This is a genomic window from Arthrobacter sp. Soc17.1.1.1, assembly GCF_036867195.1.
Lineage (GTDB): Bacteria > Actinomycetota > Actinomycetes > Actinomycetales > Micrococcaceae > Arthrobacter_D.
This window is the reverse complement of record NZ_JBAJII010000004.1, coordinates 80,943-104,887: the sequence shown is the minus strand read 5'-3', so window position 1 is coordinate 104,887 and position 23,945 is coordinate 80,943. Positions and strand designations below refer to the sequence as shown.

23 protein-coding genes and 2 pseudogenes are annotated in these 23,945 nt (G+C 61.0%); 18 read left to right on the top strand and 7 right to left on the bottom strand.

What is annotated here, in order from left to right; genetic code table 11:
* Positions 1–1,894: 1,894 nt before the first annotated feature.
* Positions 1,895–2,434, top strand: a complete 540-nt coding sequence (locus V6S67_RS19675) for a helicase associated domain-containing protein (protein ID WP_334212019.1) — start codon at positions 1,895–1,897, stop codon at positions 2,432–2,434.
* A gap of 254 nt (positions 2,435–2,688) precedes the next feature.
* Here V6S67_RS19675 and V6S67_RS19670 read toward each other — a convergent pair whose 3' ends face one another.
* Complete coding sequence (locus tag V6S67_RS19670) at positions 2,689–3,051, bottom strand: histone-like nucleoid-structuring protein Lsr2 (RefSeq protein WP_442884949.1); 363 nt, start codon at positions 3,049–3,051, stop codon at positions 2,689–2,691.
* Positions 3,052–3,494: 443 nt separating this feature from the next.
* Here V6S67_RS19670 and V6S67_RS19665 point away from each other — a divergent pair, with 443 nt between their 5' ends.
* From V6S67_RS19665 to V6S67_RS19655, 3 genes are all read left to right on the top strand, one after another.
* Positions 3,495–3,941, top strand: a complete 447-nt coding sequence (locus tag V6S67_RS19665; protein WP_334212018.1) for a VOC family protein — start codon at positions 3,495–3,497, stop codon at positions 3,939–3,941.
* A 269-nt stretch (positions 3,942–4,210) separates the two neighbouring features.
* Positions 4,211–5,878, top strand: coding sequence for an HsdM family class I SAM-dependent methyltransferase (locus V6S67_RS19660; RefSeq protein WP_334212017.1), 1,668 nt, complete (start codon positions 4,211–4,213; stop codon positions 5,876–5,878).
* Positions 5,868–6,902: a hypothetical protein gene (locus tag V6S67_RS19655; protein WP_334212016.1), complete on the top strand. Its 1,035-nt coding sequence runs from the start codon at positions 5,868–5,870 to the stop codon at positions 6,900–6,902. The genes V6S67_RS19660 and V6S67_RS19655 overlap by 11 nt, the downstream gene beginning before the upstream one ends.
* A gap of 68 nt (positions 6,903–6,970) precedes the next feature.
* On the opposite strand, the gene V6S67_RS19650 is transcribed toward V6S67_RS19655, so the two are convergent.
* Together V6S67_RS19650 and V6S67_RS19645 are read right to left on the bottom strand one after the other, a co-directional pair.
* On the bottom strand, positions 6,971–7,519 hold the full coding sequence (locus V6S67_RS19650; protein WP_334212015.1) for an ImmA/IrrE family metallo-endopeptidase: 549 nt from the start codon (positions 7,517–7,519) through the stop codon (positions 6,971–6,973).
* On the bottom strand, positions 7,516–8,013 hold the full coding sequence (locus V6S67_RS19645; RefSeq protein ID WP_334212022.1) for a helix-turn-helix domain-containing protein: 498 nt from the start codon (positions 8,011–8,013) through the stop codon (positions 7,516–7,518). Before V6S67_RS19645 ends, V6S67_RS19650 begins: the two co-directional genes overlap by 4 nt.
* Positions 8,014–8,201: 188 nt before the next feature.
* Between V6S67_RS19645 and V6S67_RS19640 the strand changes: the two genes are divergently transcribed.
* From V6S67_RS19640 to V6S67_RS19630, 4 genes are all read left to right on the top strand, one after another.
* Entirely contained in the window at positions 8,202–8,456 is a 255-nt protein-coding gene (locus V6S67_RS19640) for a multiubiquitin domain-containing protein (RefSeq protein WP_334212014.1), read from the top strand.
* Complete coding sequence (locus V6S67_RS19635) at positions 8,431–9,591, top strand: ThiF family adenylyltransferase (RefSeq protein ID WP_334212013.1); 1,161 nt, start codon at positions 8,431–8,433, stop codon at positions 9,589–9,591. Before V6S67_RS19640 ends, V6S67_RS19635 begins: the two co-directional genes overlap by 26 nt.
* 50 nt (positions 9,592–9,641) lie before the next feature.
* The gene (locus tag V6S67_RS20080) at positions 9,642–9,989 is read left to right on the top strand and encodes a DUF6527 family protein (RefSeq protein WP_442884947.1); all 348 of its coding nucleotides are present in this window, start codon (positions 9,642–9,644) and stop codon (positions 9,987–9,989) included.
* Between the two features lie 204 nt (positions 9,990–10,193).
* Positions 10,194–10,475: a DUF3892 domain-containing protein gene (locus tag V6S67_RS19630; RefSeq protein WP_334212012.1), complete on the top strand. Its 282-nt coding sequence runs from the start codon at positions 10,194–10,196 to the stop codon at positions 10,473–10,475.
* 149 nt (positions 10,476–10,624) lie between these two features.
* Here the strand turns inward: V6S67_RS19630 and V6S67_RS19625 are convergent.
* Positions 10,625–11,958: pseudogene (locus V6S67_RS19625) on the bottom strand (ISL3 family transposase).
* Between the two features lie 126 nt (positions 11,959–12,084).
* Here V6S67_RS19625 and V6S67_RS19620 point away from each other — a divergent pair.
* The 3 genes and pseudogenes from V6S67_RS19620 to V6S67_RS19610 all read left to right on the top strand — a co-directional run.
* Positions 12,085–12,396, top strand: a pseudogene (locus tag V6S67_RS19620) (transposase); the annotation flags it as partial.
* A 797-nt stretch (positions 12,397–13,193) separates the two neighbouring features.
* Positions 13,194–13,802, top strand: a complete 609-nt coding sequence (locus V6S67_RS19615) for a hypothetical protein (RefSeq protein WP_334212011.1) — start codon at positions 13,194–13,196, stop codon at positions 13,800–13,802.
* 178 nt (positions 13,803–13,980) lie between these two features.
* The gene (locus V6S67_RS19610; RefSeq protein ID WP_334212010.1) at positions 13,981–14,487 is read left to right on the top strand and encodes a hypothetical protein; all 507 of its coding nucleotides are present in this window, start codon (positions 13,981–13,983) and stop codon (positions 14,485–14,487) included.
* A 437-nt stretch (positions 14,488–14,924) separates the two neighbouring features.
* Here the strand turns inward: V6S67_RS19610 and V6S67_RS19605 are convergent, their stop codons facing one another.
* Together V6S67_RS19605 and V6S67_RS20075 are read right to left on the bottom strand one after the other, a co-directional pair.
* Positions 14,925–15,203, bottom strand: a complete 279-nt coding sequence (locus tag V6S67_RS19605; protein WP_334212009.1) for a hypothetical protein — start codon at positions 15,201–15,203, stop codon at positions 14,925–14,927.
* A 40-nt stretch (positions 15,204–15,243) separates the two neighbouring features.
* A complete protein-coding gene (locus tag V6S67_RS20075) occupies positions 15,244–15,747 on the bottom strand; it encodes an abortive infection family protein (RefSeq protein WP_442884952.1) in 504 nt (167 codons plus the stop codon).
* Positions 15,748–15,921: 174 nt separating this feature from the next.
* Here V6S67_RS20075 and V6S67_RS19600 point away from each other — a divergent pair, with 174 nt between their 5' ends.
* The 4 genes from V6S67_RS19600 (at position 15,922) to V6S67_RS19585 (ending at position 18,949) form a co-directional block, all read left to right on the top strand.
* Positions 15,922–16,161, top strand: a complete 240-nt coding sequence (locus V6S67_RS19600; RefSeq protein ID WP_334212008.1) for a hypothetical protein — start codon at positions 15,922–15,924, stop codon at positions 16,159–16,161.
* Between the two features lie 360 nt (positions 16,162–16,521).
* Positions 16,522–17,085: a recombinase family protein gene (locus tag V6S67_RS19595; protein ID WP_334212007.1), complete on the top strand. Its 564-nt coding sequence runs from the start codon at positions 16,522–16,524 to the stop codon at positions 17,083–17,085.
* 486 nt (positions 17,086–17,571) lie between these two features.
* Complete coding sequence (locus tag V6S67_RS19590; RefSeq protein WP_334212006.1) at positions 17,572–17,970, top strand: MerR family DNA-binding transcriptional regulator; 399 nt, start codon at positions 17,572–17,574, stop codon at positions 17,968–17,970.
* A gap of 424 nt (positions 17,971–18,394) precedes the next feature.
* Entirely contained in the window at positions 18,395–18,949 is a 555-nt protein-coding gene (locus V6S67_RS19585) for a hypothetical protein (RefSeq protein ID WP_334212005.1), read from the top strand.
* A 220-nt stretch (positions 18,950–19,169) separates the two neighbouring features.
* Here V6S67_RS19585 and V6S67_RS19580 read toward each other — a convergent pair whose 3' ends face one another.
* Positions 19,170–20,066: a LysR family transcriptional regulator gene (locus V6S67_RS19580; RefSeq protein WP_334212004.1), complete on the bottom strand. Its 897-nt coding sequence runs from the start codon at positions 20,064–20,066 to the stop codon at positions 19,170–19,172.
* 124 nt (positions 20,067–20,190) lie between these two features.
* Here V6S67_RS19580 and V6S67_RS19575 point away from each other — a divergent pair, with 124 nt between their 5' ends.
* The 3 genes from V6S67_RS19575 to V6S67_RS19565 are packed head-to-tail and all read left to right on the top strand — an operon-like array spanning position 20,191 to position 23,728.
* Positions 20,191–21,474, top strand: coding sequence for a M20 family metallo-hydrolase (locus tag V6S67_RS19575; RefSeq protein ID WP_334212003.1), 1,284 nt, complete (start codon positions 20,191–20,193; stop codon positions 21,472–21,474).
* Positions 21,471–22,577 (top strand): diaminopropionate ammonia-lyase, encoded by a 1,107-nt coding sequence (locus tag V6S67_RS19570; protein ID WP_334212002.1) that lies wholly within the window; start codon positions 21,471–21,473, stop codon positions 22,575–22,577. Before V6S67_RS19575 ends, V6S67_RS19570 begins: the two co-directional genes overlap by 4 nt.
* Before the next feature lie 2 nt (positions 22,578–22,579).
* The gene (locus V6S67_RS19565; RefSeq protein ID WP_334212001.1) at positions 22,580–23,728 is read left to right on the top strand and encodes a M20/M25/M40 family metallo-hydrolase; all 1,149 of its coding nucleotides are present in this window, start codon (positions 22,580–22,582) and stop codon (positions 23,726–23,728) included.
* The last annotated feature ends 217 nt before the right edge of the window (positions 23,729–23,945 follow it).

The window sequence follows — 23,945 nt, the reverse complement described above, 5'->3', positions numbered from 1 at the left end:
TTGAGTATTTGAGTATTTGAGTAAGGGTGGGCCCAGGAGGGCTGGCCCTTACTGGTTGTTGCCCAAGTCATGGTGCGGTCACTTCGCTTTGGTTGGTCCTGCCGCTTCGACGCGAGTCCAAGTTCTGCTCAGGCGCTTTCAGCGTCACTCATCGAGGCCATGAGTATTTGAGTAGATGAGTAGATGAGTAGATGAGTGAATGAGTACCAGGTTCATCTGTGCCGTTGGTCCAGGGTTACCGGCACGACGGAGCGAAGGGCGGCCCTCAGTGCTATCGGTGATCTGCCGATCTTGAGATAGGAAGCTTGAGTATTTGAGTATTTGAGTAAGGGTGGGCCCAGGAGGGCTGGCCCTTACTGGTTGTTGCCCAAGTCATGGTGCGGTCACTTCGCTTTGGTTGGTCCTGCCGCTTCGACGCGAGTCCAAGTTCTGCTCAGGCGCTTTCAGCGTCACTCATCGAGGCCATGAGTATTTGAGTAGATGAGTAGATGAGTAGATGAGTGAATGAGTACCAGGTTCATCTGTGCCGTTGGTCCAGGGTTACCGGCACGACGGAGCGAAGGGCGGCCCTCAGTGCTATCGGTGATCTGCCGATCTTGAGATAGGAAGCTTGAGTATTTGAGTATTTGAGTAAGGGTGGGCCCAGGAGGGCTGGCCCTTACTGGTTGTTGCCCAAGTCATGGTGCGGTCACTTCGCTTTGGTTGGTCCTGCCGCTTCGACGCGAGTCCAAGTTCTGCTCAGGCGCTTTCAGCGTCACTCATCGAGGCCATGAGTATTTGAGTAGATGAGTAGATGAGTGAATGAGTACCAGGCTCATCTGTGCCGTCAGTCGAGGGTTACCAGCACGACGGAGCGAAGAACCGCTCTCAATTGATTGAGAAGTCGAACTGATGGGGAAGCCGCCGTATGCCGGGGTGTTCGGGTTGTCGCCGGCCGAGGTGCGTGTGCGCTTCGACCAGCCACCCTAAACCCAGGGCCAGGCTTAGGACTCGGGCTGGGTCCGTCGGGTGTGGGTATGTTGTTGGGTGCGGGAGGGGCCCGGGGGAGCAGGGCTTGCGGCCCTGCCACCCCTAATGGGCGACCCCCGGTGCCTGCTGCTAGACCTGCGGCCGGTCACACCTACAGTCAACCGTGTAGTGCCGTGTCGGGTTAGGGGAGTAGGTCCCGTTCCTGCTGTGTTTTCGATCCGGTTAGGGACGAGTGATGATGGCAGCGTTGGCCGTGCCCGGGTGGGCTGAAGGCGAATTCACTGTCCGACCCGTGGTCTTGTCCGCAGCGGTCTCGCTGCGTCAGGATGACGAGCATGAACGGATGCACGGCCGACACCAACCCCCGCGGTCTTGGGATGAAGCCGCAGTTTGTCGCGCAACTTAGGGCGGCGGGCTGAACGGTGTGGGATGAAGAGGAGTACCCCACGCCCCGCTACCTTCTCTGGGCTTGTGTGGGTCTTGGAAGCATCATCGCGCTCCTCGGCGCAGGAGCACTGATCAAAGCATTCATGAGCGCGAACCCGTCGTTGTTCACCCTCGCAGGTCTTGCCCTGCTGATTCTATTGGGTTTCCTTCTCGTCAGAACGGCGGCCCCGTTACTCCGAGACGCGCCTGAACAAGCGACCGACGACTGAATGGTTCACAAAGGGCACGAACGCGCGGACGAGGAGTGGGGCGGCCTGAGGGGGCTGGCATGCACGAACCGGTGCCGCCGACCTGAGGTTAGGGGGTACGCCCTGGTGATCCCACGGTGAGGTTCGATGATCTGCTGCTGCCAGCGGGGGAGTACGTGCAGGGTCCTTGTGAGAACAGGCAGGAGTGGTTGCTCATGTACTCCCGCGGGGTCAGCCCGGTGAGGATTGCCCGGTGGTGCCGGGTTGATGTCCGGCGGGTACACCGGGCCGTGGACCGACAGATCGAAAAGAACCCTGACTGGTTCGATGCGTGCCTGCTGGTCCGCGACCAACCCGCCTGGGACGGGGCCGCGGCGAAGCGGTTCGCCCGGAACAGGGACCGGGTGTGGTGGCAGCACTACGCGGATGTTGCCGCGCACATGGGGGAGCGTGGCGGTGTGCTGCCAGCGCAGAACGACCGTGTGCGGGCGCGGGAGCTGTACCGGTGGATCGAGGCCCAGCGCCGCCAGCACGACGCCGGGAACCTCACCCAGGACAGGATCGAAGCCCTGGACGGGCTGGGGGAGTGGAGGGGCACCCGCAGGGGAAACCCCGACGCCCTCTGGGCGTCACGCCTGGAACAGGTCCGGCAGTTCCACGCCGTGAGGGGGCGGTTCCCGGTCTACACCCCGCAGCGCCGCCCGGAGGAGAAAGTCCTCGCGACCTGGCTACACCGCCAACGCACCTGGTCACGGGCGGGCCGGCTCCGCCAGGACCGCCACCAGCAACTGGACCAGACGCTGCCCGGATGGACCACACCAACGCGCTGAACCACAGGCAACAGTGACGGCCCCGGACACGGCGTGGAGGACGCTGCACCCGGTGGTGTGCCTGATCGTCCGGGTCACCAACGTCCTGGCCCACCGCCGCCGGCCGTCACACAGCCGCAAACCGCCCGAACCGGCAGGACAACGAAGAGGCCGGCCGCCCTTCGGCGACCGGCCTCCTCCCTACACCTCCGTCAGGCGACCCGTGTCACGGTCACGACCCGCAACACGAGGACCGCCTTCAACCCTGGACGGGTTTAGTGGGCTGCGTTGTAGGCGTCGATGATGGACTGGGAGACCCGGCCCCTCGAGCTGGTGGAGTGCCCGTTGTCCTGCGCCCACTGGCGGATACGCTGCGTTTCCTCACGCTTGGACTTGCCCGAACCCGAACCCGATCCTGCGGAGGCGGGGGACTTGCCCTGGCCGCGGCGGCCGGTGGCCTTGCGGGCCTTCTCCGCGTACTCGCCGAGTGTTGCACGGAGCTTCTCCGCGTTCTCGGTGGTCAGGTCGATCTCATACTCGGTGCCGTCCACACCGAAACGGACGGTTTCCTGAGCTACTTCACCGGTGAGGTCATCGACCAATTCAACCTGTACACGCTGCGCCATAGTGTTTGTCACTCCTGAAATTGTCGTGGTGAATCATTGGCCCCATTACCTTCACCCTATCGCATTGTAAATATGTGTCCTATGACACCTAATACCCGAGAATCATTGGCTGCCGCTCGCCCCCGCACGAACAGGCTGTAGAAAAATCATTGCCAAAGCCCCATGAAAGACTGCGGCTGTTTCGATTGGTAGCCCGGTCCTCGTTGAGAATTCCGAAGGACCTTGTCAGAGGTCTATCGGATACTCAGTGGGAGGGTGCGATGGTCCCCGTCCGCAGCGGTCGTCTCTCGGCCTGAGTGCGGTTTGTAGCTTCGGCCCAGTTAGGTGGACACCTCTTGTCGGATAGTGGGCTGCGGTCGATGATTTTGTGGGCGTCACCGCGTCCAAAGGAGTGCAGGGCCCCATCAAGGCTCATGAGCGGTATCGACGCGTCACCTACGAACAGGAGAACGGCCATGGCTACGAATGTCTTCATCAACCTCCCGGTCAGCGACCTCGTCAGGTCCAAGGAGTTCTACACCAGCTTCGGTTGGACGCTCAATCCCAGCTTCTCCAACGACGACGCCGGTGCCATCACCATCAGTGACACCATCCACCTGATGATTCTCACCCACGGGCACTGGGCGCAGTTCACCGACAAGCCTGTCGCCGACACGCGGTCGACGTCCGCTGTCATCAATGCGATCGGTGTGGACGCCGCAGATGATGTCGACACCCTTGTGGAGCAGGCGGTTGCCGCCGGGGCCGTCGAGGGCAAGGCGCAGGAGCTCGGTTTCATGCGCTCACGGTCGTTCTCGGATCCCGACGGGCACACGTGGGAGATCATGTGGATGGATCCCATCGCGCAGACGGGCGACTGGGAAGCCGTTCAGGCCAAGTACGGCGACCAGCAGCCGGTCTGACCCGACCGCTGGACTCCGCTGCCGTCGCTCCCGTCCTTCCCTCACCGGAAGGACGGCTCACCTGCGGATTGCTGGGGGACGATCGGCGGCAGGGCAGGGGATCATCCTTGCTCTGCCCTGGTTCGCATACCCTGCATACCCGGATTGGGGGACCTGACCCGTGCAAGCTCTCCTCATGCGGATTAACGTGCAGGCGCCGCTGGGAGGCTGCGGGCGGTGGGTGACGGGTCGGTCTTGGGATGTCGGATGGATGGACCACAATGGGACTTATGCCTGATCTCGCTGTTTTTTCCGTTGTCGATACAGCTGAGCTCCGGAAAGCACGGGGGGCGTTCTTCACGCCTGAGTTCATCACGCGTTTCATCGTGCAGTGGGCGATTCGTAGCCCTGATGACCGGGTGATGGAGCCTTCGACCGGTGATGCCGCGTTCCTGGTCAGTGCTGTCGAGCGTCTTCGGGACCTGTCGGAGGATGATTCGAAGGTTCCTCAGGTGGATGGGGTGGAGATCCACGAGCAGAGCGCCGACGTGGCCCGGACCCGGGTTGCGGAGGCTGGGGGAGTCGCGGACATCACTGTGAGCGACTTTTTCCAGGTATCGCCGCGGCCCTTGTACTCGGCGGTCATCGGTAATCCTCCGTACATCCGGTACCAGGACTTCACCGGTGAGTCTCGTATCCGCTCCCGTGAAGCCGCGCTGAAGGTGGGTGTGTCACTCACCGCGTTGGCGTCGAGCTGGGCTGCTTTCACCGTCCATTCCGCGTTGTTCCTGCAACCAGGCGGTCGGATGGGCCTCGTCCTGCCGGCTGAGCTGTTGAGCGTGAACTACGCGGCCGCCGTCCGGCAGTTCCTATTTGATCGTTTTCGCAGCGTGGAGCTGGTGCTTTTCACCGAACAGGTCTTCCCGGACGCCGAAGCCGATGTTGTTCTGCTCCTGGCCGAGGGGTACGGGGAAGGGCCCACGGATCACGCAACGATCCATCAGGCCAAGGACGCAGCAGCGCTGGCGACCATGGGTGATCCACTGACGTGGACGCCTCAGAATCCTGCCGGTAAGTGGACCGGGCTTCTGGTCGCCGCTGACGCGATCGAACCCCTGCAGAATTTGAGAACTGCCGGCCACTTCACGGATCTCGAGGCGTGGGGTGATACCACCCTCGGTATGGTCACGGGTAACAACAGCTTCTTTGCACTATCGCCGGCGCGGGTTGCTGAACTCGGGCTTAGTCGCGGAGACCTCGTCCGTCTCTCGCCCCCAGGGAGCGCTCACCTGCGCGGACTGGACCTCTCGACGTCCAAGATGACCAGCCTGGGCCGGCAGGACAAGGCGACGTGGCTCTTCCGTCCATCGGCCGACCCGTCCCCGGCGGCTCAGGCGTATATCGACACAGGACACCGGGCGGGCGTTGATCAGGCCTACAAGTGCCGTGTCCGGAAGCCTTGGTACCGGGTACCGCTGCTGCCACCGGCAGATTTGTTCCTGACCTGCATGAACGCTGACACGCCCCGCCTGACCACGAATAGTGCGAAGGCCCATCACCTGAACTCCGTTCACGGGGTCTACCTCGCGGAGAACCTCAAAGGGTTGGGGCGGGATCTTCTGCCTCTTGCGAGCCTGAACTCCGTGACGCTCTTGAACGCGGAAATGGTCGGCCGTTCCTATGGGGGAGGGATCCTCAAACTTGAGCCCCGCGAAGCCGACGTCTGGGCCATGCCCTCACCCGCCCTCGTGGACTCAAATACAGAGGACCTGAACGCTATCCGGCCCGCAGTGAAGAAGCTCCTGCAGGACGGCAAGCTTACTGACGCAGTGAAGCTCGTCGATGAAATCCTGCTCATTGGATCAGGGATCATCAGCGCTGAGGCGCTTGAGACCGTTCGTGCAGCGCACACCACCATGACCGCACGACGGACAACAAGGGGACGAAGTGGCCGCTGAACCATCGACCAAAGCCAGAGCCTGGGCGATCTTCGACCGCATCGTGGCCGACGCGGCCCCCGACGGCGTCCACACCAACCCGTGGACCAAGAACGACGCCGGATCGCTGACCTATGAGCCTGACTATGACACGCTGGTCCGCCTCCTCGGTGTGCCCCTGTACCTGGAGGCCGAGACAACCACGGGTGTTCCCGCGCTGACCCTGGACGTGTGGTTGTCCTATGAGCTGCGTCGTGCCGGTTTCGACCCCGACGCCGCCTGGCCCCGCCCCACAGCACCGCGGATCCTCCCTGGGCCGATTGTCAGTCTTCTGGAGAAGGTGACGGCGAAGGAACGCGACGCCTTATGGAAGCGCCTTCGGGCCTCAACGCCCCCGGCGGGTGCCGCGGCGTCCAGTGCGAACATTCTGGGCAAGAACTACCTCAAGCAAGTCGACGTCGTCATGTCGAACTGGGTTGCAGGACCTGAGCTGCTGATCAGCACGAAGCGGATGGATTCGAGTTTCGGCAAGAATGCCGCCAACCGGGTCGAAGAGTCCTACGGCGACGCCAAGAACCTGCGTCTGCGCCACCCCCTCGCGGCCCTCGGGTTCGTGTACGGGCTACGCTCCACGATCTTCCAGGAAGCACCCGACAAAGCCGAATGGCTCATCGACCTGCTGCAGAAGCTCGGGCGAGAGGACGACGCCTATCACGCGGTCTCGCTCATCATCATCGAATACGGCGACCACCTCGCCGTCAACGACGGCAGTGACGACCCCGGCGACGGGGAAGACCCCCTCGCAGAGGCCGGTCTCACCACGCCCATCGGGGAGCAGACCGAAGTAGAGCTTGAGATAGAGGTAGACCAGACGGAAGTCGACGTCGCCCTGACGGCGCTACCCCGAGTGATCATCCAGCATGAACGAGTACCCGCAGACCTGCAACCAGGCCACTTCATCGCCGAAATGGTCCGACGCGTCCTCGATGCAACACCCGTAAACCTCCACAAAGAAGCACGTCTCCGCCGCAAACAAGCCCAATAAGATCAGGCCCGCGTCGCCTAGTGGCGGATCTGCGGAGGTCTCTACGAGGCTCCGCGGGTGCAGCGCCATCAGCTGCGCAATTGCCTTGAAACTCCTGTCGAGTTGTACCGGAAACGGGCCATCTCGACCGTCACGTCGTACTGCTGGGAGATGTCATCGATGGTTGCCTGCCGGCGAGCCGCACTGAGCAGGAGCGGACGGGGGAGGAGGAGTGTCCCCCCAAACGCGGTCGCTTCCTCTTCTTCTTCGGGTTTGCATGTCCGGAACGGCATGCCGTCGATTTCGCGGATCTCGGAAAGATTGTGACTCAGCATCACGTGAGCCAGCTCGTGGGCGATGTCGCTGTTCTGGCGGCCAAGGCTCCGAAGTGGGCTGACGACAATGATTGACCGGTCTTCGATCTCGAACGTCGCCGCGGAAAATGCGAAGGCCTGGAGCCGCTCGAGTTCCTCTAACTCTTTAATGTCCACAAGGTCGGAAGCATCAATCACCGCGATGCCCAGATGCTTCGCAAGATCCCGTGGGTTGAGATGATCATGGGGGGCTAACCCAAGTTCCTTCCGGACTCGCACCGCATCCCGCTCAGCTTCTGCCTTAAACCCGCGTCTCAGTGTCATAGCTCCCCGGCGGCGACCCGCTCGGCTAGCCCATCATGCATCGCACTCAGAAGAGAGTTTAGCCGGTGGGGAACCCCAGGGCGAAGGGCAGACGCAGCTCTCAAGTGGCAGGCAACTACGGGGCGTTGAGCGGGAGTCGTTGCGAGGACGTCATACATATTTCGTAGCACGCTCGCTATCTTCGACGCCGCGTCAGATCCGAGACGGGGGTCAGCGGACAGGTGCGCGATGACTTCGTCAATTGGTGTTACCCGGCGTTCGGCTACGGGCATGAAAAACTGGGCTGGTGACACTCCCAGCCACCCGCATAACAGGGTGAAAGACGTCAGATCGGGCTGAGCTCCCGCTTCCACACGCGTAAGCGTGCTGAAACTAACCCCGGCCTCGGCGGCGGCTTGCCGAAGCGATAAAGATCCACGACGCTCGCGCAGCAACGCTCCCAGCTGGGCGAGGTCAATCTGCTCCGAACCAGAAGCGTCGGATGACCCGGTCATGCTGTTCTCGACGTCATGGCCCATATATCGAAAGTTCGTCGCATACCCCGAGCCTACCGCTCAATTGACGCTAGCGTGGAACCAAATCTGAGTCACTTGGACATCAGTGATTCTTTACTGATACAGTCGTTGTAGAAGGTGCGCATGTTCAATCGGGACCTGCGTGACGGCAAGCGAGAGGTAAGAAGATGAACGCAGAGACAGCAGGGAAGGCTAAGACGGTGACGATCATCGTCAACACCAGGCCGCAGTCCTGGACGGGGAAGAAGATCACGTTTGAGCAGGTCCTGGAGAAGGCCTTCCCGGGACAGCAGTACGACCCGGCGGGTACAACGGTCGAGTACAGCCGTGGAGAGGGTGCCGATCACGCTCTGCGTCCGGGTAAAGACGTTGTGGTGAAGGATGGGATGGTCTTCGATGTCGAACCCGCCAATCGATCCTAAGGACTCCATCGCCAGGCTCGTCGCCGATGGGTACGACATGATCCTCCAAAACGGGCACCTTATTGTTCGCCGGATCCCGTACCTGACGCAGTCCGGTCTGCGGCATGATGGCCGGCTGGTCCTTCCGGTCATCAACGTCGAAGGCTTGATTACCGATGCAACCGACCACCGGATCTGGTTCGCCGGCGAGGAACCACGCGACGACAACGGTGGTGTGCTCGGAAGTCCGGACTCGCACGACTTCGGGGTGCAGGAGCGTGCGGGATTCATGATGTCCTTCAAGCCGCCCGCAGGCCTGTACGCGAGTGTGTATGACAAGATCCGGCAGTACGCCCACATCCTGCGCAATGCTGCCTGGCAGGTAGACCCCACCGTTACAGATACCCCGGGTGGGTCTTATCAAGTCGTGCCGGACGACTTGCCGCTCGTCTACCCTGACACGAACACGACCCGTGCCGGGTTGATTACGCTCAACACCCTCTTCCGCGGTCACACGATTGCGATCGTCGGGGTCGGCGGTACGGGTAGCTACATTCTCGACCAGGTTGCCAAGACCTGGGTTGACCGAATTATCCTTATCGACGGCGACGGCTTCGAAACCCACAACGCCTACCGCGCTCCAGGGGCTGCAGCCATCGAAACGGTCACAGCCCAACCCAACAAGGCCGAGTACTTCGCCGCAGAGTATGCGCGCATGCACACCGGCGTCACAGCTCACCCCGTCTCCCTCACGGCGGACAACCTCGACCTCCTTGACGGAGCAACGTTCGTCTTCCTGGCAGCCGCAGATGCTGAGACGCGGCCGACCATCATGCAGTGGCTGCGAGCTCGCGGCGTGCCCTTCATCGATGTCGGCATGAGTTTCAGGGAAGCCGACATCGGGATCACCGGCATGGTGAAGGTTGCGGCGTACCTCCCGGGCCAAGAAGCACCCTTGCCGACCGCTCCGGCCCTCCCGCCGGGCGAGGACGACTACAGCAGCAACCTTCAGCTGGCAGAGCTCAACGCCCTGAACGCCGTCCTCGCTGTCATCCGCTGGAAGCGCCACATCGGGTTCTACGCGACCCACGAAGTGTCGAACCTGACCGTGTACAAGCTGTTCTCCAACGAGGTGCGGAACGGAGACCTCGAGTGACGCGAACCGAGCACTACACAGCATGCTTCGTAGAATCCTTCCCGACTCCCATGGAAGCGGGTGTGCTCTATATTTCTACGAGTTATTCGCTCGCTGGGCACATCTGTCCCTGCGGTTGCGGGCGCGAGGTGACGAACAAGCTATCCCTGGCGCGCTGGCGAGTCATTTACGACGGAGAGGTATCGCTCAAGCCTTCCATTGCCTCAACGGCATTTCCCTGTAACTCCCACTACTTCATCACTCGGGGAAGCGTGGACTGGCACCCCCAGCTCAATACTGGCCAGGTGGAAAAGGCCCGGGCTGCCGACCGCCGTACAAGCGATCACCATCGGGCGCCGGCAGCACCTTCGACGCGACGCGTGAACTGGTGGAAGCGATTCTGGGGAGGATCGGGCTGACCCTATGTAGGTCAACTGACTAATCACCACTCAACGATCAAGCCACCGACAAGTGCAGGCGTGTTCGCCACCCTTGCCGGTCCTCGGCCCACAATTACCACGACCGCAAGCTTAAACTACGCAGCATTTTCCAAGAAAGAAGAGGCCGGCCACCATTGGTCAGCCGTTAGTTCTCAATCCAGTCACCAGCCCAGGAGCGCATTCATGGCCGTAATCATCACAGCGATTCACCTCGAGGGCACTCCCGAGGATCACCAGCACATAACCCAGTACAGGTGGGTCAATCCGGCAGACAACGCCACCGGAACCACTGACAAGCCAACCTTCGTCGATTGGATTGACGTCAAGAAGGGCAAAGCGTATGTGGGGCGAGGAAACTCGCAGGTCCGCGTCGGCGTCATCAAACCTGACAACGGAAATCCCTACCTCCGGACCTACGCCGACAAGCAATGGAACAACAATCTTCTGTCCCTTCCCCGCTTCTGACACCAGCAGAACGGTACCGTAACGCGCTGCAGAGACGTCACCGAGAGATATGAAATTCACCAACACAACAAGGGTACGTACATAAGGGAATGCTGAAGGGTGGGTCTCCAACTAGCCTGTGAGAAATGACAAGACGCCACTAAAGCGGCTCATCGTGATTGGGAGTGCAGGCGGGGCCTGAAGCCGCCTGATTCCAGGAGTAATCGGGCGATGTAGTGGGTGAGGTTTCGGAATCCCAAGGCTGAGCCGCGGAGGTGTTCGAGGCGCCCATTGATCGCTTCTGTGGGCCTGTTAGACGTGCCCGGGCGGTCGAAGAACGCCAGGACGTCCGCGGCTCGTTGTTTCAGGGTCCGGCCGAGCCGGCGGATCTCGACCAGTGCGGACGGGACGCCTGCGGTGACCGCGTCGATGACGGCTTGCATCAGTTGCTTTCCTTGTTTCTTGTTCGGTTCCCGGTACGCGGCGACGATCCGCTGATAGATGCCCCACGTCGCCTCAACCTCGACGTGTTCCTCGGTCGCGAAGACAGCGCTCAGGCGCGTGTTCTGCTTCTCGGTGAGCAGGTCCGCGCCCGTGTGCAAGGTCCGCCGAGCCCGATACAGCGGATCACCGGCACGACCTCGATGCCCGAGGGTCGCTTGCTGGACGCGTTGCCGGCACCGGTCCAACCCGTCCCCGGCGAGCCGGACCACTGGGGGTACCCCCGCTTGCGGGGGAGGAAGGGGTCCATGACCGGGACCGCGTCGGGGAGCTCCTCGGAGGCGGCGGTCTTGAACCCGGTGAACCCATCCATGGCGACGACTTCTACCCCGTCCCGCCACGCCTGAGGCCGGCTCTGGAGCCAGTCCTGGAACACGGCCTTGGAGCGGCCCTCGACCATGTCCAGTAGGCGTGCCGGGCCCGTCTCCTCACGGATCGGCGTCAGATCGATGATGACGGTGACGTATTTGTCGCCGCGGCGGGTATGCCGCCAGATGTGCTCATCGACGCCGATCGCGGACACCCCCTCGAACCTGCCCGGGTCGTTGATGAGTCGGCGCCTGCCTTCGGCGAGGACCGCGGTGTTGGCGGCATGCCAGGACACCCCGAGTCCGGCCGCGACCCGGGTCACGGTGAGGTGGTCGACCATGACGGCCTCGAGCGCCCACCTGAGCCCGCGGCGGGAGATCTTCGCCCGACGCTCAGCGGCGAGGCTTGTGTCCTGCCGCCAGGTGCGACCGCAGTGCCCGCACCGGTCGCGGCGCACCCGCACCAACAGCGTGGTGGGTCGGTGACCGAACGGCTCGTGCGCCAGCTTTCTGGTGACGGTGTCCCGCGGCGTGCCTTCGGTCCCGCATCCGCGGCACCACGGATCCGCGTCAACGACACGGCATTCGATCACTGCCCGCTCCGGTCCCAGGTGTTGTCCGATGGCTATCAGGCCGAGTTCGTCGAGGCGGCAGAACGTCGTCAGATCAGGCGCAGCGAAGGTAGCGTGGAGCACGTCGAGGTCTTTCAGATGGCGAGCGTAGGAACTCCCATCATCGGAAGGCCTCGATGCCTATCCCGCCACCGACGCGCCCACCCTGACCACTCCGCCCGCACTCTCAATTACGAAGAGCCGTCATAGGCCCAACAGTTGCGCGCAGCTTAGCGCCATCCCAACCCGGCCCCGGGAAGCACAATCGCCGAAAGAATCCTCGACTGTTTTCCGACATGCGAGGTTCCCAAGGTCGCACGGCTCGGCCGGACCCTCAAACGCTGGCCCGCGGCATTCTTGGCCTACCTCGACGCCGACCGATCGAATAACGGCGGCACCGAAGCCGTGAACGGACTCATCGAACTCCACCACCGCATCGCGCGAGGATTCCGCAACCGCGACAACTACCGGTTCCGCATGCTTTTTATCGGCAGCGGGCTCATCCACCCCCACCTGAAGTAAGACGAGCCACAATAGCCCTCGTTGCCGTTCATGGCCCCTATGAAGTTGACAATCTGATTTGCGAGAACTTCTAAGTAACGATCGTGTAACGAATACGCAGGGAAGTACTTTTCTCTTGCCTAATTACTTGAGCGCCCCTAATGTAACCGCCGCATATTATCAATCCGGAGAACAAACAGCATTTCGAAACCTTGACGACCATCCGAACACGGACCTATAGTTACGAAGTCAGCACAAATAGGATCCTGGAGCACCGTATATTTACCTACGTTGCCCAAAGACCAGGGGGAACAATGTCAAATTTGATTAGCAAGACTTCACCCAATTCTTCATTAACGAAATGGTCTACTCGGAGACAGCGGCGGATTTTTGCCGCCATTTCCGTAACTCTTATAGCTATTACCCTATTCACCAGTGCGCCCGCGAACGCTGGGATTTACAGGTGGTTCACTGGGTTTGTATACCAAAATAAAGTTCAGACCTCGGCTGAGCGTCGCCTTACGGGCGGGGAAATGAATGTCGGGTATAGCAACCCTTATAACACCACGTATGCGTGGGGTGGAACGTATAACCGGTGGACCGGCGCAGCATATGCAACTGGGGGAGCACAGGGAGATACTTGGGGTGGATTTAGCCACGCGGCCGTCACTGGAGTCAGTAAGTGTTGGTGGAACACAGACGCCCCGGTTAATGCCCAGCCGCAACTCCTATGCAGTTATAAAAACTAGCCCTCAAGAAAATCTATTCTTAGAAAAACTTTTAGCATAAAAACACTTGAGGAGGATGTTTTGAATTCAATGTTGACCAAAAAGGGTGCTTCTTTACTAGCGGGAGGTGTGGCAGTTACCGCCTTGCTTGCCGCAAGTGCGCCGTCTTTTGCCGAAGCTATACCAAACACTACTGTTGAGAAGCTTGTTCCGACGTTGGGGTCCGAACAAGCGACTTTGGACCTTCCAGTCGCCAACGAACTTGACGGTGTGATTAAGGATAAAATTGACCAAAGTTCGGTTCGTGTATTAGCTAGCGACGCATCAGCTTCTTATGCGACTGCTCTTGATCGGTCTGGTAAAGAAATTTGTATCATTGTTAGTCTCGAAGGTCCCGGAGAGGTGATGGGTAGCAGTTGCACCTCGAAAGAAAAGTTCGCCCGAGCTGGTCTAAAGGTTTTCATCTCTGGACCCGAGGCCGGACAGGAGTCGACTGCGTACCTCCTTCCGAAGGATGTCGACATGTCCTCGCTAAAGAAGAGTGAACCACCTACCAAGAAAATCCGATCAGACGGTGCCGAGCAGCTTATCGTAGACCCAACGGGCGATGCGCTCCCGGCTTCGGCAGAGCTGCCGGGGAAAAACGGTAAATCTCCATTCCTATTCACTAAGTTGGTCAAACCCTCTATCGACAAGTGATGTGAAGGTAGACAAGCCTGGTTTGCCTTAGGGGAATAAGGCGAGGTGGGTAGTCACATCAACGTGATTACCCACCTCCAGGCTTTAACTGCCCGATAGAATTGGTAAGTTCGACCGACTAGAGTTACAGTGGTTGCTGAACCATTCCCACACTGAATCTGACACCAAAGGAGCATGAATGAAACTCAAGCAGCGCATCGTGGTCGGCTTTTCAATCCCAATTTTAATTGGCTTGAGTAGTTGTGATGGCGGGTCATCCCCAACAACATCTGATCCTGCCCCGTCTCCGTCCGAGTCCGCAAACGTAGTTCCTACGCAAGCCGCGGTAGAAGCCATAGATCGCCCCTCAACCTCAAGTGATGAGATTCCGAATTTCATGAACGAAGTTCTAGGTGATAACGACGATAGAGCTGTAAATGTTTCTTCTATTCGTCAAATCGAAGAAGCTGACGGGATTACTTACTATATTGGGAAAACAAACGACGCAGAGGGATTCTGCGTGTATGCCTCTACAGCAAACGATTTCATCGGTGGTTGCGGTTACGCTTCAGTTGAAGTTGTTAGTGTTTCTCCAGCGGTCGAATCAGAGCTGCCTCAACTGATGCTAGTAACCGATTCATATTCAGGATATTCTTTGCAAGAATCTGGCTGGAAGGCAGTTAGTAAGAATATTTTGATTCGCTAGTACTGCCGGTGTTGCCGAATCGAAAGCTGGCATCAGTAAGTGAGCCAAGTCAACTCGAAACACCAGGGGTGGACACTGGAGGACATCGGCGTATTACTGAAGCTGGGCCTGTCCCGCGTCCACCAACTCGCTCAGAGAGCCCGCTAAGCGCCCCCACGCCCCCTAGGCGGGCTACCAACATGCCGGAGAAAATCTCAGGCCGTCCATCGGGCTAGACATCGTGTGCGTCGCGTAGTCGTCCGATCAAAGGATCCTTTGCTTGGAAGGAGGAGCGAGCTTCATGGTCGAGTGAAGGAACCCTGTGTGCTGCAGCTGTAGGTGGCATGGTTCCTGCATCCCTTGCGGCCGATCAGCGCTCTGAGGCGGATCCCTGACGGCACTTCGTGTCATTTCCCACTTTGATCTGGCGCCTGGTCATCATCGCTTCCAGGTGCATCTTATTGATCATTCGTGGCACAGCCAGAGCTTGGTGCGTTGAGGATGTCCTCATCGTCTTCGTAGTAGTAGCTCGTCCGCCCGGTGTCATCGGTTTGTGTGAGGTCTGGCCACGCTTTTCGTTCCTTGGGCTGGTTGCTGCGCCAGCCAAAAGCATCCGAGGCGATGACTGCCAAGAGACCGAGGGCGACGCCGACCCGTACGTCCGAACGTCCCGGAATGAGACTGAGAATTGCAGCAACAGCGAGCAACGCGCTGCTGATGAGTAGGTAAATCTTCATACCAGTCCCCTCGGCGAATAAGCGGTTTAAAGGGGCGTTACTACGAATTTCGCCAAGGCGCAGCAGGGTCTTTGAGTGTGTCGAGCATCAATTGGCACCATGTGACCGCCGCATTCACTGCGAGGTGAGCGTGGCGCTCACTCAGACCAGTGCGAGCCCCAGCAGGGCCATGCCCGGTGCCATATCCTCGGTTCCGTAGCTCGGCCACGCCGATTGCGATACTCGAGACGCCACCCAGGATCTTCTTAATTGCGTCCGTTCCGTCTGGCCCTGGTGTTACCGAAGATGGGTGAAGTCCTAGTGCATGTTGCGCTTCTTTGACGAGAGCTGGAAGGTCAGCTCGGTCATCTACAACATGTCCACGCTCGATCAGCACTACTTTCGCCGTGCTCTCTATGAGTTCTTTTGAACTCCCGATTGCTAGGGCAGGGTCATCGTTGACTGCCCGGTTGAGTCGGAGCAGCTGCTCCTGGATAGCTACGGGGTTTGTCAAGCCAGCGAGCGAAGACTCTTCCAGCCAAGCCCCACGGGGCTGCGCCTCCATGCGCTCAAGCAGCTGAAAGGCAGAATCGAACAGCTCATGTACGAGATCTCGTCGAGCTTGCCATCCTCCAGCTCCAGAGGCACCCTTCCGTATCCAATAGGAACGAAAGCCAGAAAAATTACGGAAGGGTATTTCGAGCTTTATCCCTATTCGGCCACAGGCAGCCCGTAGCGCATGCAGGACCAGGGCAATCTGTGCCTCGCTGAGAGTGTTGCTTCCGTCGGTCCCGAAGCCACGAAGCTCGGCGTCGGCAAGGTTGAGCAGCGCGAGGGCGCCGGCGACGTCAGCAACATCGTTTGCGCTACCTTCCGCCAGCGCTTTGACGAGATCTTCGTTCAAGTCGCTGGACCAAGTCTCATCCCCACCGTTCATGCTCCAGGGGCTGCTTGTGCGAACGTCGACGAAGAGATCTAGGGGCCCCATGCAATCAGACTAGAACGTTTCGTTGTAAATGCATGATCGTTTCCACTTCTGAAGTCGCGTCGGGCCCTTCAGAGGAAGAAGAATCCGTGTAAAAATCTTGCCGGCCCTGCACCAACTCCATGCTGCACTTACGGCCGCGAACCGGTTGCCCAGCGCCCGTTCGAATGGGGCGTAAGCGTTGGCGGCCCATTGTCATCGATGCACGCCAGGATTGGTTGGACAGTCAAAGTCCCATGAACGACCGTCCACAAGACACTTCAGCCCGGGATCGCCGAGAACGGCGTGTCGTGTTCCATGGCTCGTGTCCGAGACCTACGTACTGTAAGGCACGTTTGCGGTACAGTTTGGGGCATGGCAGCTGTGGGGTATGCGCGGGTCTCGACGCGGGAGCAGAATCTGGATGGTCAAACCGATGTGTTGGAGGCGGCGGGGTGCGAGAAGGTGTTCATCGAGCATGCCTCGGGGGTGTTGGCGAAGCGGCCGGCCCTGGAGGATGCGTTGGAGTATTTGCGCGCCGGGGACACCCTGATGGTGACGAAGCTGGATCGGTTGGGTCGGTCGGTGCGGAATCTGAAGGAAGTCGCTGACGGGCTCCAGCGGCGGGGTGTCGGACTGCGGGCTCTGTCTCAGGGGATTGATACGACGACCCCGGGTGGGCGGTTGTTCTTCCACATGCTGGCGGCGATCGCGGAGTTCGAGCACGACCTGATCGTCGAACGCACGAAGGACGGCCTCGCTGCAGCGAGAGCGCGGGGCCGGACGGGTGGGGGTCGGGTGAAGATGACACCGAACAGGGCCCGGCAGGCCCGGGCCATGTATGAGGAGAAGACGTACACGGTGCAGCAGATCGCCGAGACGTTCGGGGTCTCCCGCGGCACCATCTACCGGCACCTTGGCGACGACGCCACGGCCTGAAGCGGCAGCGACGTGTTGAATGGCCGCTCGAGCTGAGGCGAGCCGACCACAGCGTGGACCGCCTCGCAGTGTCTAAGCCGATTGAGGCCCTCATCGTTTATGAGGCGTCATCAAGTGAGGGTGTCTAACCGAGCTGCACCCGTGTATGGCGGACCTCGCCCGGGTCGTCTCGGTTCGGGCAACGGGGGCAACGAGGGGCTATGCGATGAAGCACTGCGGTGTAGATGGGCTGCGGGCGTAGCGATGGAGGCTGACCTGCCGGTTCCTGGCATCGTCTAGGGTCGCTGAATCTCAGGCTGCAAGGGCTCAAGGTTCAGTCCTACTACCGATTCTGAGGTGCGACACGAAGTACGCCACGGGGATGAGAGACCTGGAGTTGACAAGGATCTGGGATGACGCGAGACTACTTAGACGAAACGTTCAAAGCGTTCAAACCATCTAAAACGATAACGACGAGCACGACGTAGAAGAAACCAGGACACCCCCATGGGCACCATAGTTTCCCGTACCGAACACCCCAACATCACGGCAAAGGCTCTCGGCGTCTCCGCGCAGACGCTTGCTCGATACGCACGCGAGGGTATCGTGCCCTTCGACACCACACCCAAGGGTCATCGTCGATACAACACGGAAGAGGTTGTCGAAGCCTTGCGCTGGGTGAAGGAGCCTACGGTCTTCATGGAGCCACTGGGCTTCGACGAATTAGTCTTTGGGTCTGAAGTGGTTATGAGTCCTCAGTCTCGAATGAGTCAGGACCTTCGAGCGACATACACTTCACCTATCACCGAGGACCCAGTTGATATTTCGGAGATTCAGGCACCATCTACTTCGGCCTTTGATGAGATGCTTAGCAGTGCGAAGCGGGTCCTAGTCACCGTCGGGTAATCAACTGAGAGAGAGCTGATGCAAAGTGTCAGATGTCCCACCTGTCGCTTCAGCTTCAGACAAAGTTGCATCCCTTGATCTCCGGTTGAAGGATACTCGCCAGGGAGACATCATCTCCCTCGGGGCAGTCAGTCTCGTTGGAGTTGGCGAGACAGATGCGTGGACATCTACCGCAGCCCATGAGGGAGACGCGAAAGCGGAGCCTAGTGAAGGCATTTGGTCACTGGTGATTGAGAGTGACGCTGGTTGGTATGTGATTATAACCCAGGACTGCGACATTGTTCGGTCAGCTGCAATTGAGCCGTGCATAGTTGTCTGCCCGGTGAAGTTCGTAACACGCGAGAAGTGGCAGACTTTGCGTCGAGGACCGGGATCTCCCCGGGAGTTTCCTCTTCCTCCCGATTCTCGTATCCAGAGGGAAGGCATGGAGACCATAGCCGACCTACGCTTTGTCACCAGCATTGATAAGGCGGCGCTTCTCGATCCCTCCGTGCAAACCATTCACCCCCTTACGGCTCCTCAAAGAGCCCGCTTCAGCCGCTGGGTGGGCGCGCGTTATGCGCGCGTTCCTCATGCAAACGAATTGGAGGCGAACGTGCTCCCCAAAGCGGCCAAAGTAATTCAAGACCACGCGAAGAAGTTTGCCAAGGGTGACGTCGGTGATCCTGCAACTCGCCTAGTCGGAGCGGTTGACCGGTGGTACTTGGATGGCAACGACAAGATGGTCAATTTTATTGCAGTCGCGTCGGAGGCCTCGTTGAAGAAGGCGAGCTTCTGGCTAGGCGAAGACGCGAAGGCTGACCTAGTGGGTCTTCAAGCTGCAGCCGACAAGCTTCGCGGAAAAATCAGCGCTAGTCTGGCCTCTGACGCGGGTTATGTGTGCAAGGTCAGCATTAAGAGCCTGCAATTTGTGAGTGCTGCGGAGTTTTTGTCATGGTCCGAGTGGATTGTAGAGAAGAACACCGATCCTTTGAGCTAGCAAGCCCGAGCAATATCCTCATTTCGAACTTCTCGAGAAGCTTTGTCGCCACGCCCTCGTTCACGTCGAACGCACGATAAAGGATCCCTTGCTGGTACGAATAGGCGGCGTCGGCGTCGGCGGTGGAATGCGGTAGCCCTGCGGATCGCAAGGGTAATCCACGCTGTTTCGCCATTGCGGGGTGGTGGTTGGTACTCCCATGTCCGAGAAACAGGCTGCATCAACCAGTTATTTGCTGTACTGCTGTTCGGCTGACTTGCTGGCGCACCGCGGCTATGGCAGGTGCGTGGCCACCGCCCCGGCGGACTGCGGTCACAATCCGGCGTGCGGGTTCGTTCTGCAACGGATGGGCCCGCACGCTTCGCGCGTCAGATGCGGCCAGGGCGAGCCCGGGGACGAGGCCGACGGCGAGGCCGGCGGCTACGAGCCGGACATGGAGCAACACATCGGAGGACTCGTAGGCGATTCGGGGCTCGAAACCGGCACCTCGGCATTGGGCTTCAGCCCAGCTTCTCGCCTGCGTGCCCTGAGGCTCCATGACCCAGTGCCGGTCGGTAAGGTCTTCCAAACGTGCTGATCGCTCGTCCGCCGGTGTGAGGAGCAGAAGTGGATCCATGCCGATGGTCGTGATTTCAGCCCCTTCGACGGCGGGCCTCGGGTGAGCGGGATATTCCTCTTGAAGCACGATGTCGAAGTCGCGTGCGAGCAGCGCCGGTACCGCCAGTTCCGCGGAGATATGCGCGACGCAGACCTGGAGGTTGGGGTGCTCTGCTTTGAGGGACGTCAGTGCCGGAGGAATTAGTGTGTGGTTGGCGGTCTGAAACGAGGCGACGCGCACCGTTCCACGCACGACTTGCTGCGTCAGGGAAATTTCTGCCTCTGCGCTCTCCAGGTGCTGGAGTATGCCTTCGGTGTGCCGGACGAGGATGTGTGCCTCCTGCGTGAGCCTGACCTTCCGTCCGACCGGTTCAAGGAGTCGAACGCCGGCTTCGTCCTCGAGTAGTCGCAGTTGATGTGAAACCGATGACGGGTTGTATCCCAGCGCCTGCGCTGCGGCTGCCAGCGTTCCCCGAATGCTCACTTCCCGCAGCAGCCTCAGTCTGTTCACGCTGTACATCCGCAACTCCGATTCATGCAAATAATTCATCACAGGTGATGGAAACCATCTTATCGACGGCATGACTGCTGATCCGTACCGTCATCAGTGAAACGCACTCATAACCTCTCCAGAGGAGAAGAACATGACGACTGTTCCCAGTGCCAGCGTCGCACCCGACCAGCTGGCGATCGACGGCAACCGGCTGTGGAAGTTCCTGATGGATCTGGCCGAAATTGGGGCGTACGACGATCAGGCGACGGGTCTCGTCGGTATCAACCGGCAAGCCCTCACCGATGGAGACCGCGAGGGGCGCCGCCTCATCATCTTATGGATGGAAGAGGCCGGCCTCGAGGTGAGCATCGACGAGATGGGCAACATCTTCGGCCGGCGCGAAGGCCTTGAACCTTGTCTGGATGCGTTGATGGCCGGTTCGCACATCGACACAGTGGCCACTGCAGGCGCCTTCGATGGATGCCTCGGCGTCCTCGGCGCCCTCGAGGTGGTCCGCTCGCTCAATGACGCCGGGATTCAGACCCGCCGCCCGATCGTGATCGCCGCCTGGACCGAGGAAGAAGGCGTGAGGTTCAGTACGGACATGCTCGGCTCAGCCGTCGCTGCAGGGCGGTTGAGCCTCGACTACGCCTATGATCTCGCCGACGAGGGTGGGCTGCGATTCGGCGACGAGCTCGAGCGCATCGGATTCAAGGGACCGCGCCCGGTCCGGCTTGACTCGCCGCACGCCTACGTCGAATGCCACATCGAGCAAGGCCCCGTCCTTGCGCAGGAGGGCTACGCCGTAGGCGTCGTCACCGGGGTGCAGGCGATCTCCTGGCAGAAGGTGACCCTCCACGGCCGCGCCGCCCACGCCGGGACTACCCCGATCGGGCTGCGCATCGACGCAGGCCTTGCCGCCGCCCAGATCATTGTCGAGGCCCGCCGCATGGTGAACTCCGGCGAGTATGGCCAGCTGCGCGCCACCGTTGGGCACATCCGCGCATCGCCCGGCCTTCCCAGCGTCGTCCCGGATCTTGCAGAGATCACTGTTGACTTGCGCAACCCCGACGACACCCTCATGGCCAAGGCGGAGGCTGATCTGGAGGAGTTCTTCGCCGCGCTGCCCGAAACCCAGCCTGGCCTGCGCGTGGAGGCCAGGCGCGTGGCCAGGACCCGGGCCGTATCCTTCAGTAACGAGATTCAGGACGTGATCGATGCCTCGGCCGACACCCATGGCTTTGACACCATGCGCCTGACGTCAGGCGCCGGGCACGACGCCCAGGAGATGGCCGCCATCACCCCGACAGCGATGATCTTCGTCCGCGGCCAGTACGACGGCATCAGCTACAACCCCCGCGAATACTCAACCCCCGAGGACTGCGCGGCCGGCATCTCCGTCTTGGCAAAGACCATGCTGGAGCTGAGCGCATGACCGTCACCGTTCGCCCTTGGTCCTTCACTCGGCGCCCCGAACCCTGGGTCTTCGCAGACGAGCCCACCCCTGCGTCGGAGTTCCACCGCAGCATGCCCGGCTACGCCCCCAGCCCCCTCATTCCAGTGCCGACCCTGGCTGAACGCTGGGGCGTCGCCTCGGTCTGGGTCAAGGACGAATCCGACCGCCTGGGCCTGCCCGCCTTCAAAGTCCTCGGCGCCTCCTGGGCCGTGAACCGGGCGATCAGCGCCACGGCGGGCAAACCCCCGGCACGGACACTGCAGGAACTCCAAACCCTGGCGGCCGACAATCGGACCACACTCATTACCGCCACCGACGGCAACCACGGCCGCGCGCTGGCTTACATGGCCCGCCTCCTGGACCTGCCCGCCCGGATCTACGTCCCGGGCGGCCTGCCGGAAAGCACCGCGGAAGCCATCCGTGGGGAGGGCGCCACCGTCATCGACACCGGTGTCATCTACGACAACGCCGTAGCCCTCGCAGCGGCCGAGACAACAGGGCGCGAGCTGCTCATCCAGGACACGGCATGGCAGGGCTACGAGGAAACCCCCGCCTGGATCATCGACGGCTACTCCACGCTGTTCGCCGAGATCGATCAACAGCTTCCCGAACCGGCCACGACCGTGGCCGTGCCGACCGGGGTCGGGTCCCTCCTGCAGGCAGCCCTCCAGCACTACCGTGCCGCGGACAGACTCATCCGGCCGAGTGTCCTGGCCGTCGAACCCGCAACCGCCGCTTGCGTCACCGCGTCCCTCGCCGCCAGTCGGCCCGTCAGCGTGGACACCTCAGCCCCGACCTCCATGACCGGGCTGAACTGCGGAACGGTGTCCGCAACAGCCTGGCCTCCCATTCATGCAAGCCTCGACGCGGCAATCGGGGTCACCGACTCCGAGGCCCAGCAGGCCCTCGAATTCCTTCATCAAGAGGGCATCCCCGTCGGACCATGCGGTGCCGCGTCGCTTGCCGGACTCACCGCCGCCTGGGCCGCCCCCGAGGGCGCCGAGATCCTCGGTCTCGGCCCCGACGCATGCGTCGTCCTGCTGAGCACCGAAGGCGCGGCGGCGAACGAAGGACGGCGCTGACAATGGACACTCTCGGCAACGAGGTCACCCGACTCCTCCAGGACCTGGTCAGGATCCCCTCGGTCAACCCCTCCCTCGCGCCGGATGGGAACGGGGAGTCCGCGATCGCAGCCCACCTCAGTCAATGGGCGGTGGACCAGGGGCTGTCCGCCGACATCATCGACGACAAAGACGGAAGACCGAGCGTCCTCCTTCGTAGCGGACCCCCACACGCAGGTTTCCCCACGCTGCTCCTGTGCGGGCACCTGGACACCGTGGGCTTCGGTGCCATGGCGGACCCGCTCGAACCGCGGATCGAGGGCGACTGCCTCTACGGGCGCGGCGCCTACGACATGAAGGCCGGCCTCGCCGCCGCGCTCATCGCGTGCCGGGAAGTTGCACGGCAGGGCATCGGCGTCAACGTGGTCGTTGCCGCGGTCGCGGACGAGGAGCACGGCAGCCTCGGCATCCAGCGCATCCTGGGACGCCTCGAAGCAGACGCCGCAATCGTCACGGAGCCAACAGAGATGGCCATCGGCGTCGCGCACCGCGGATTCGTCTGGACCGAGATCGAGGTCAAAGGCGTCGCCGCGCACGGCTCACGCCCCCACCTCGGCGTCGACGCGATCGCCAGAACCGGGGCCTTACTGACTGGCCTCGAGCGTCTCAACGCTTCCCTCGCCACCAGGGCTCACCCGCTCCTTGGGCCCTCGATCGTGCATGCCTCGCTCATTCAGGGCGGACAGGAAGCCTCAACCATCCCCGAACGCTGCCTCGTAACCATCGAGCACCGCACACTCCCAAGCCAGAGTGTTGAGGACGTTGAAGACGGCATCCGCCGGCTGCTGAAGGAATGCTCTGAGGCGGACGGGCAGTTCGTCGCCGAAGCACGCACCACGATGTGCCGCCCGCCGCTCGAAACTTCGGTCGATCACCCGCTCGTAACCGCCCTCGCCGGCGCATACACGGGTGTGCGGAGCGGCAGCCCTGACGTCGTCGGTATGAGCTACTGGGCCGATTCCGCCTTCATCGCCTCCCGCGGGATCCCGACAGTCCTTTTCGGTCCCGGCGGAGAAGGCGCCCACGCCGATGTCGAATGGGCGAGCATCACCGACACCATCGACTGCACGCGAATCCTCATCGAAGTCGCCCGATCAATGGAGCATAGCTAAGCGCAAGGCCCCGGAAGTCACCATCAGAGCGCCGCACCCTGGACTGTCCCCGCGCTCGTCACTTGCCCCACACCCCTCCCCACCAAACCCCGGCGCGCTGCCGCGGCCCGGTGCGAGGGAATTAGTCCGGCACTCTCCCAGCCGGGAACCGCTTTGCCAAACAGGTGAAGACGCTGCTGCTAGATATCCCGAGGTAATGCATCAAGAACGACCGTCC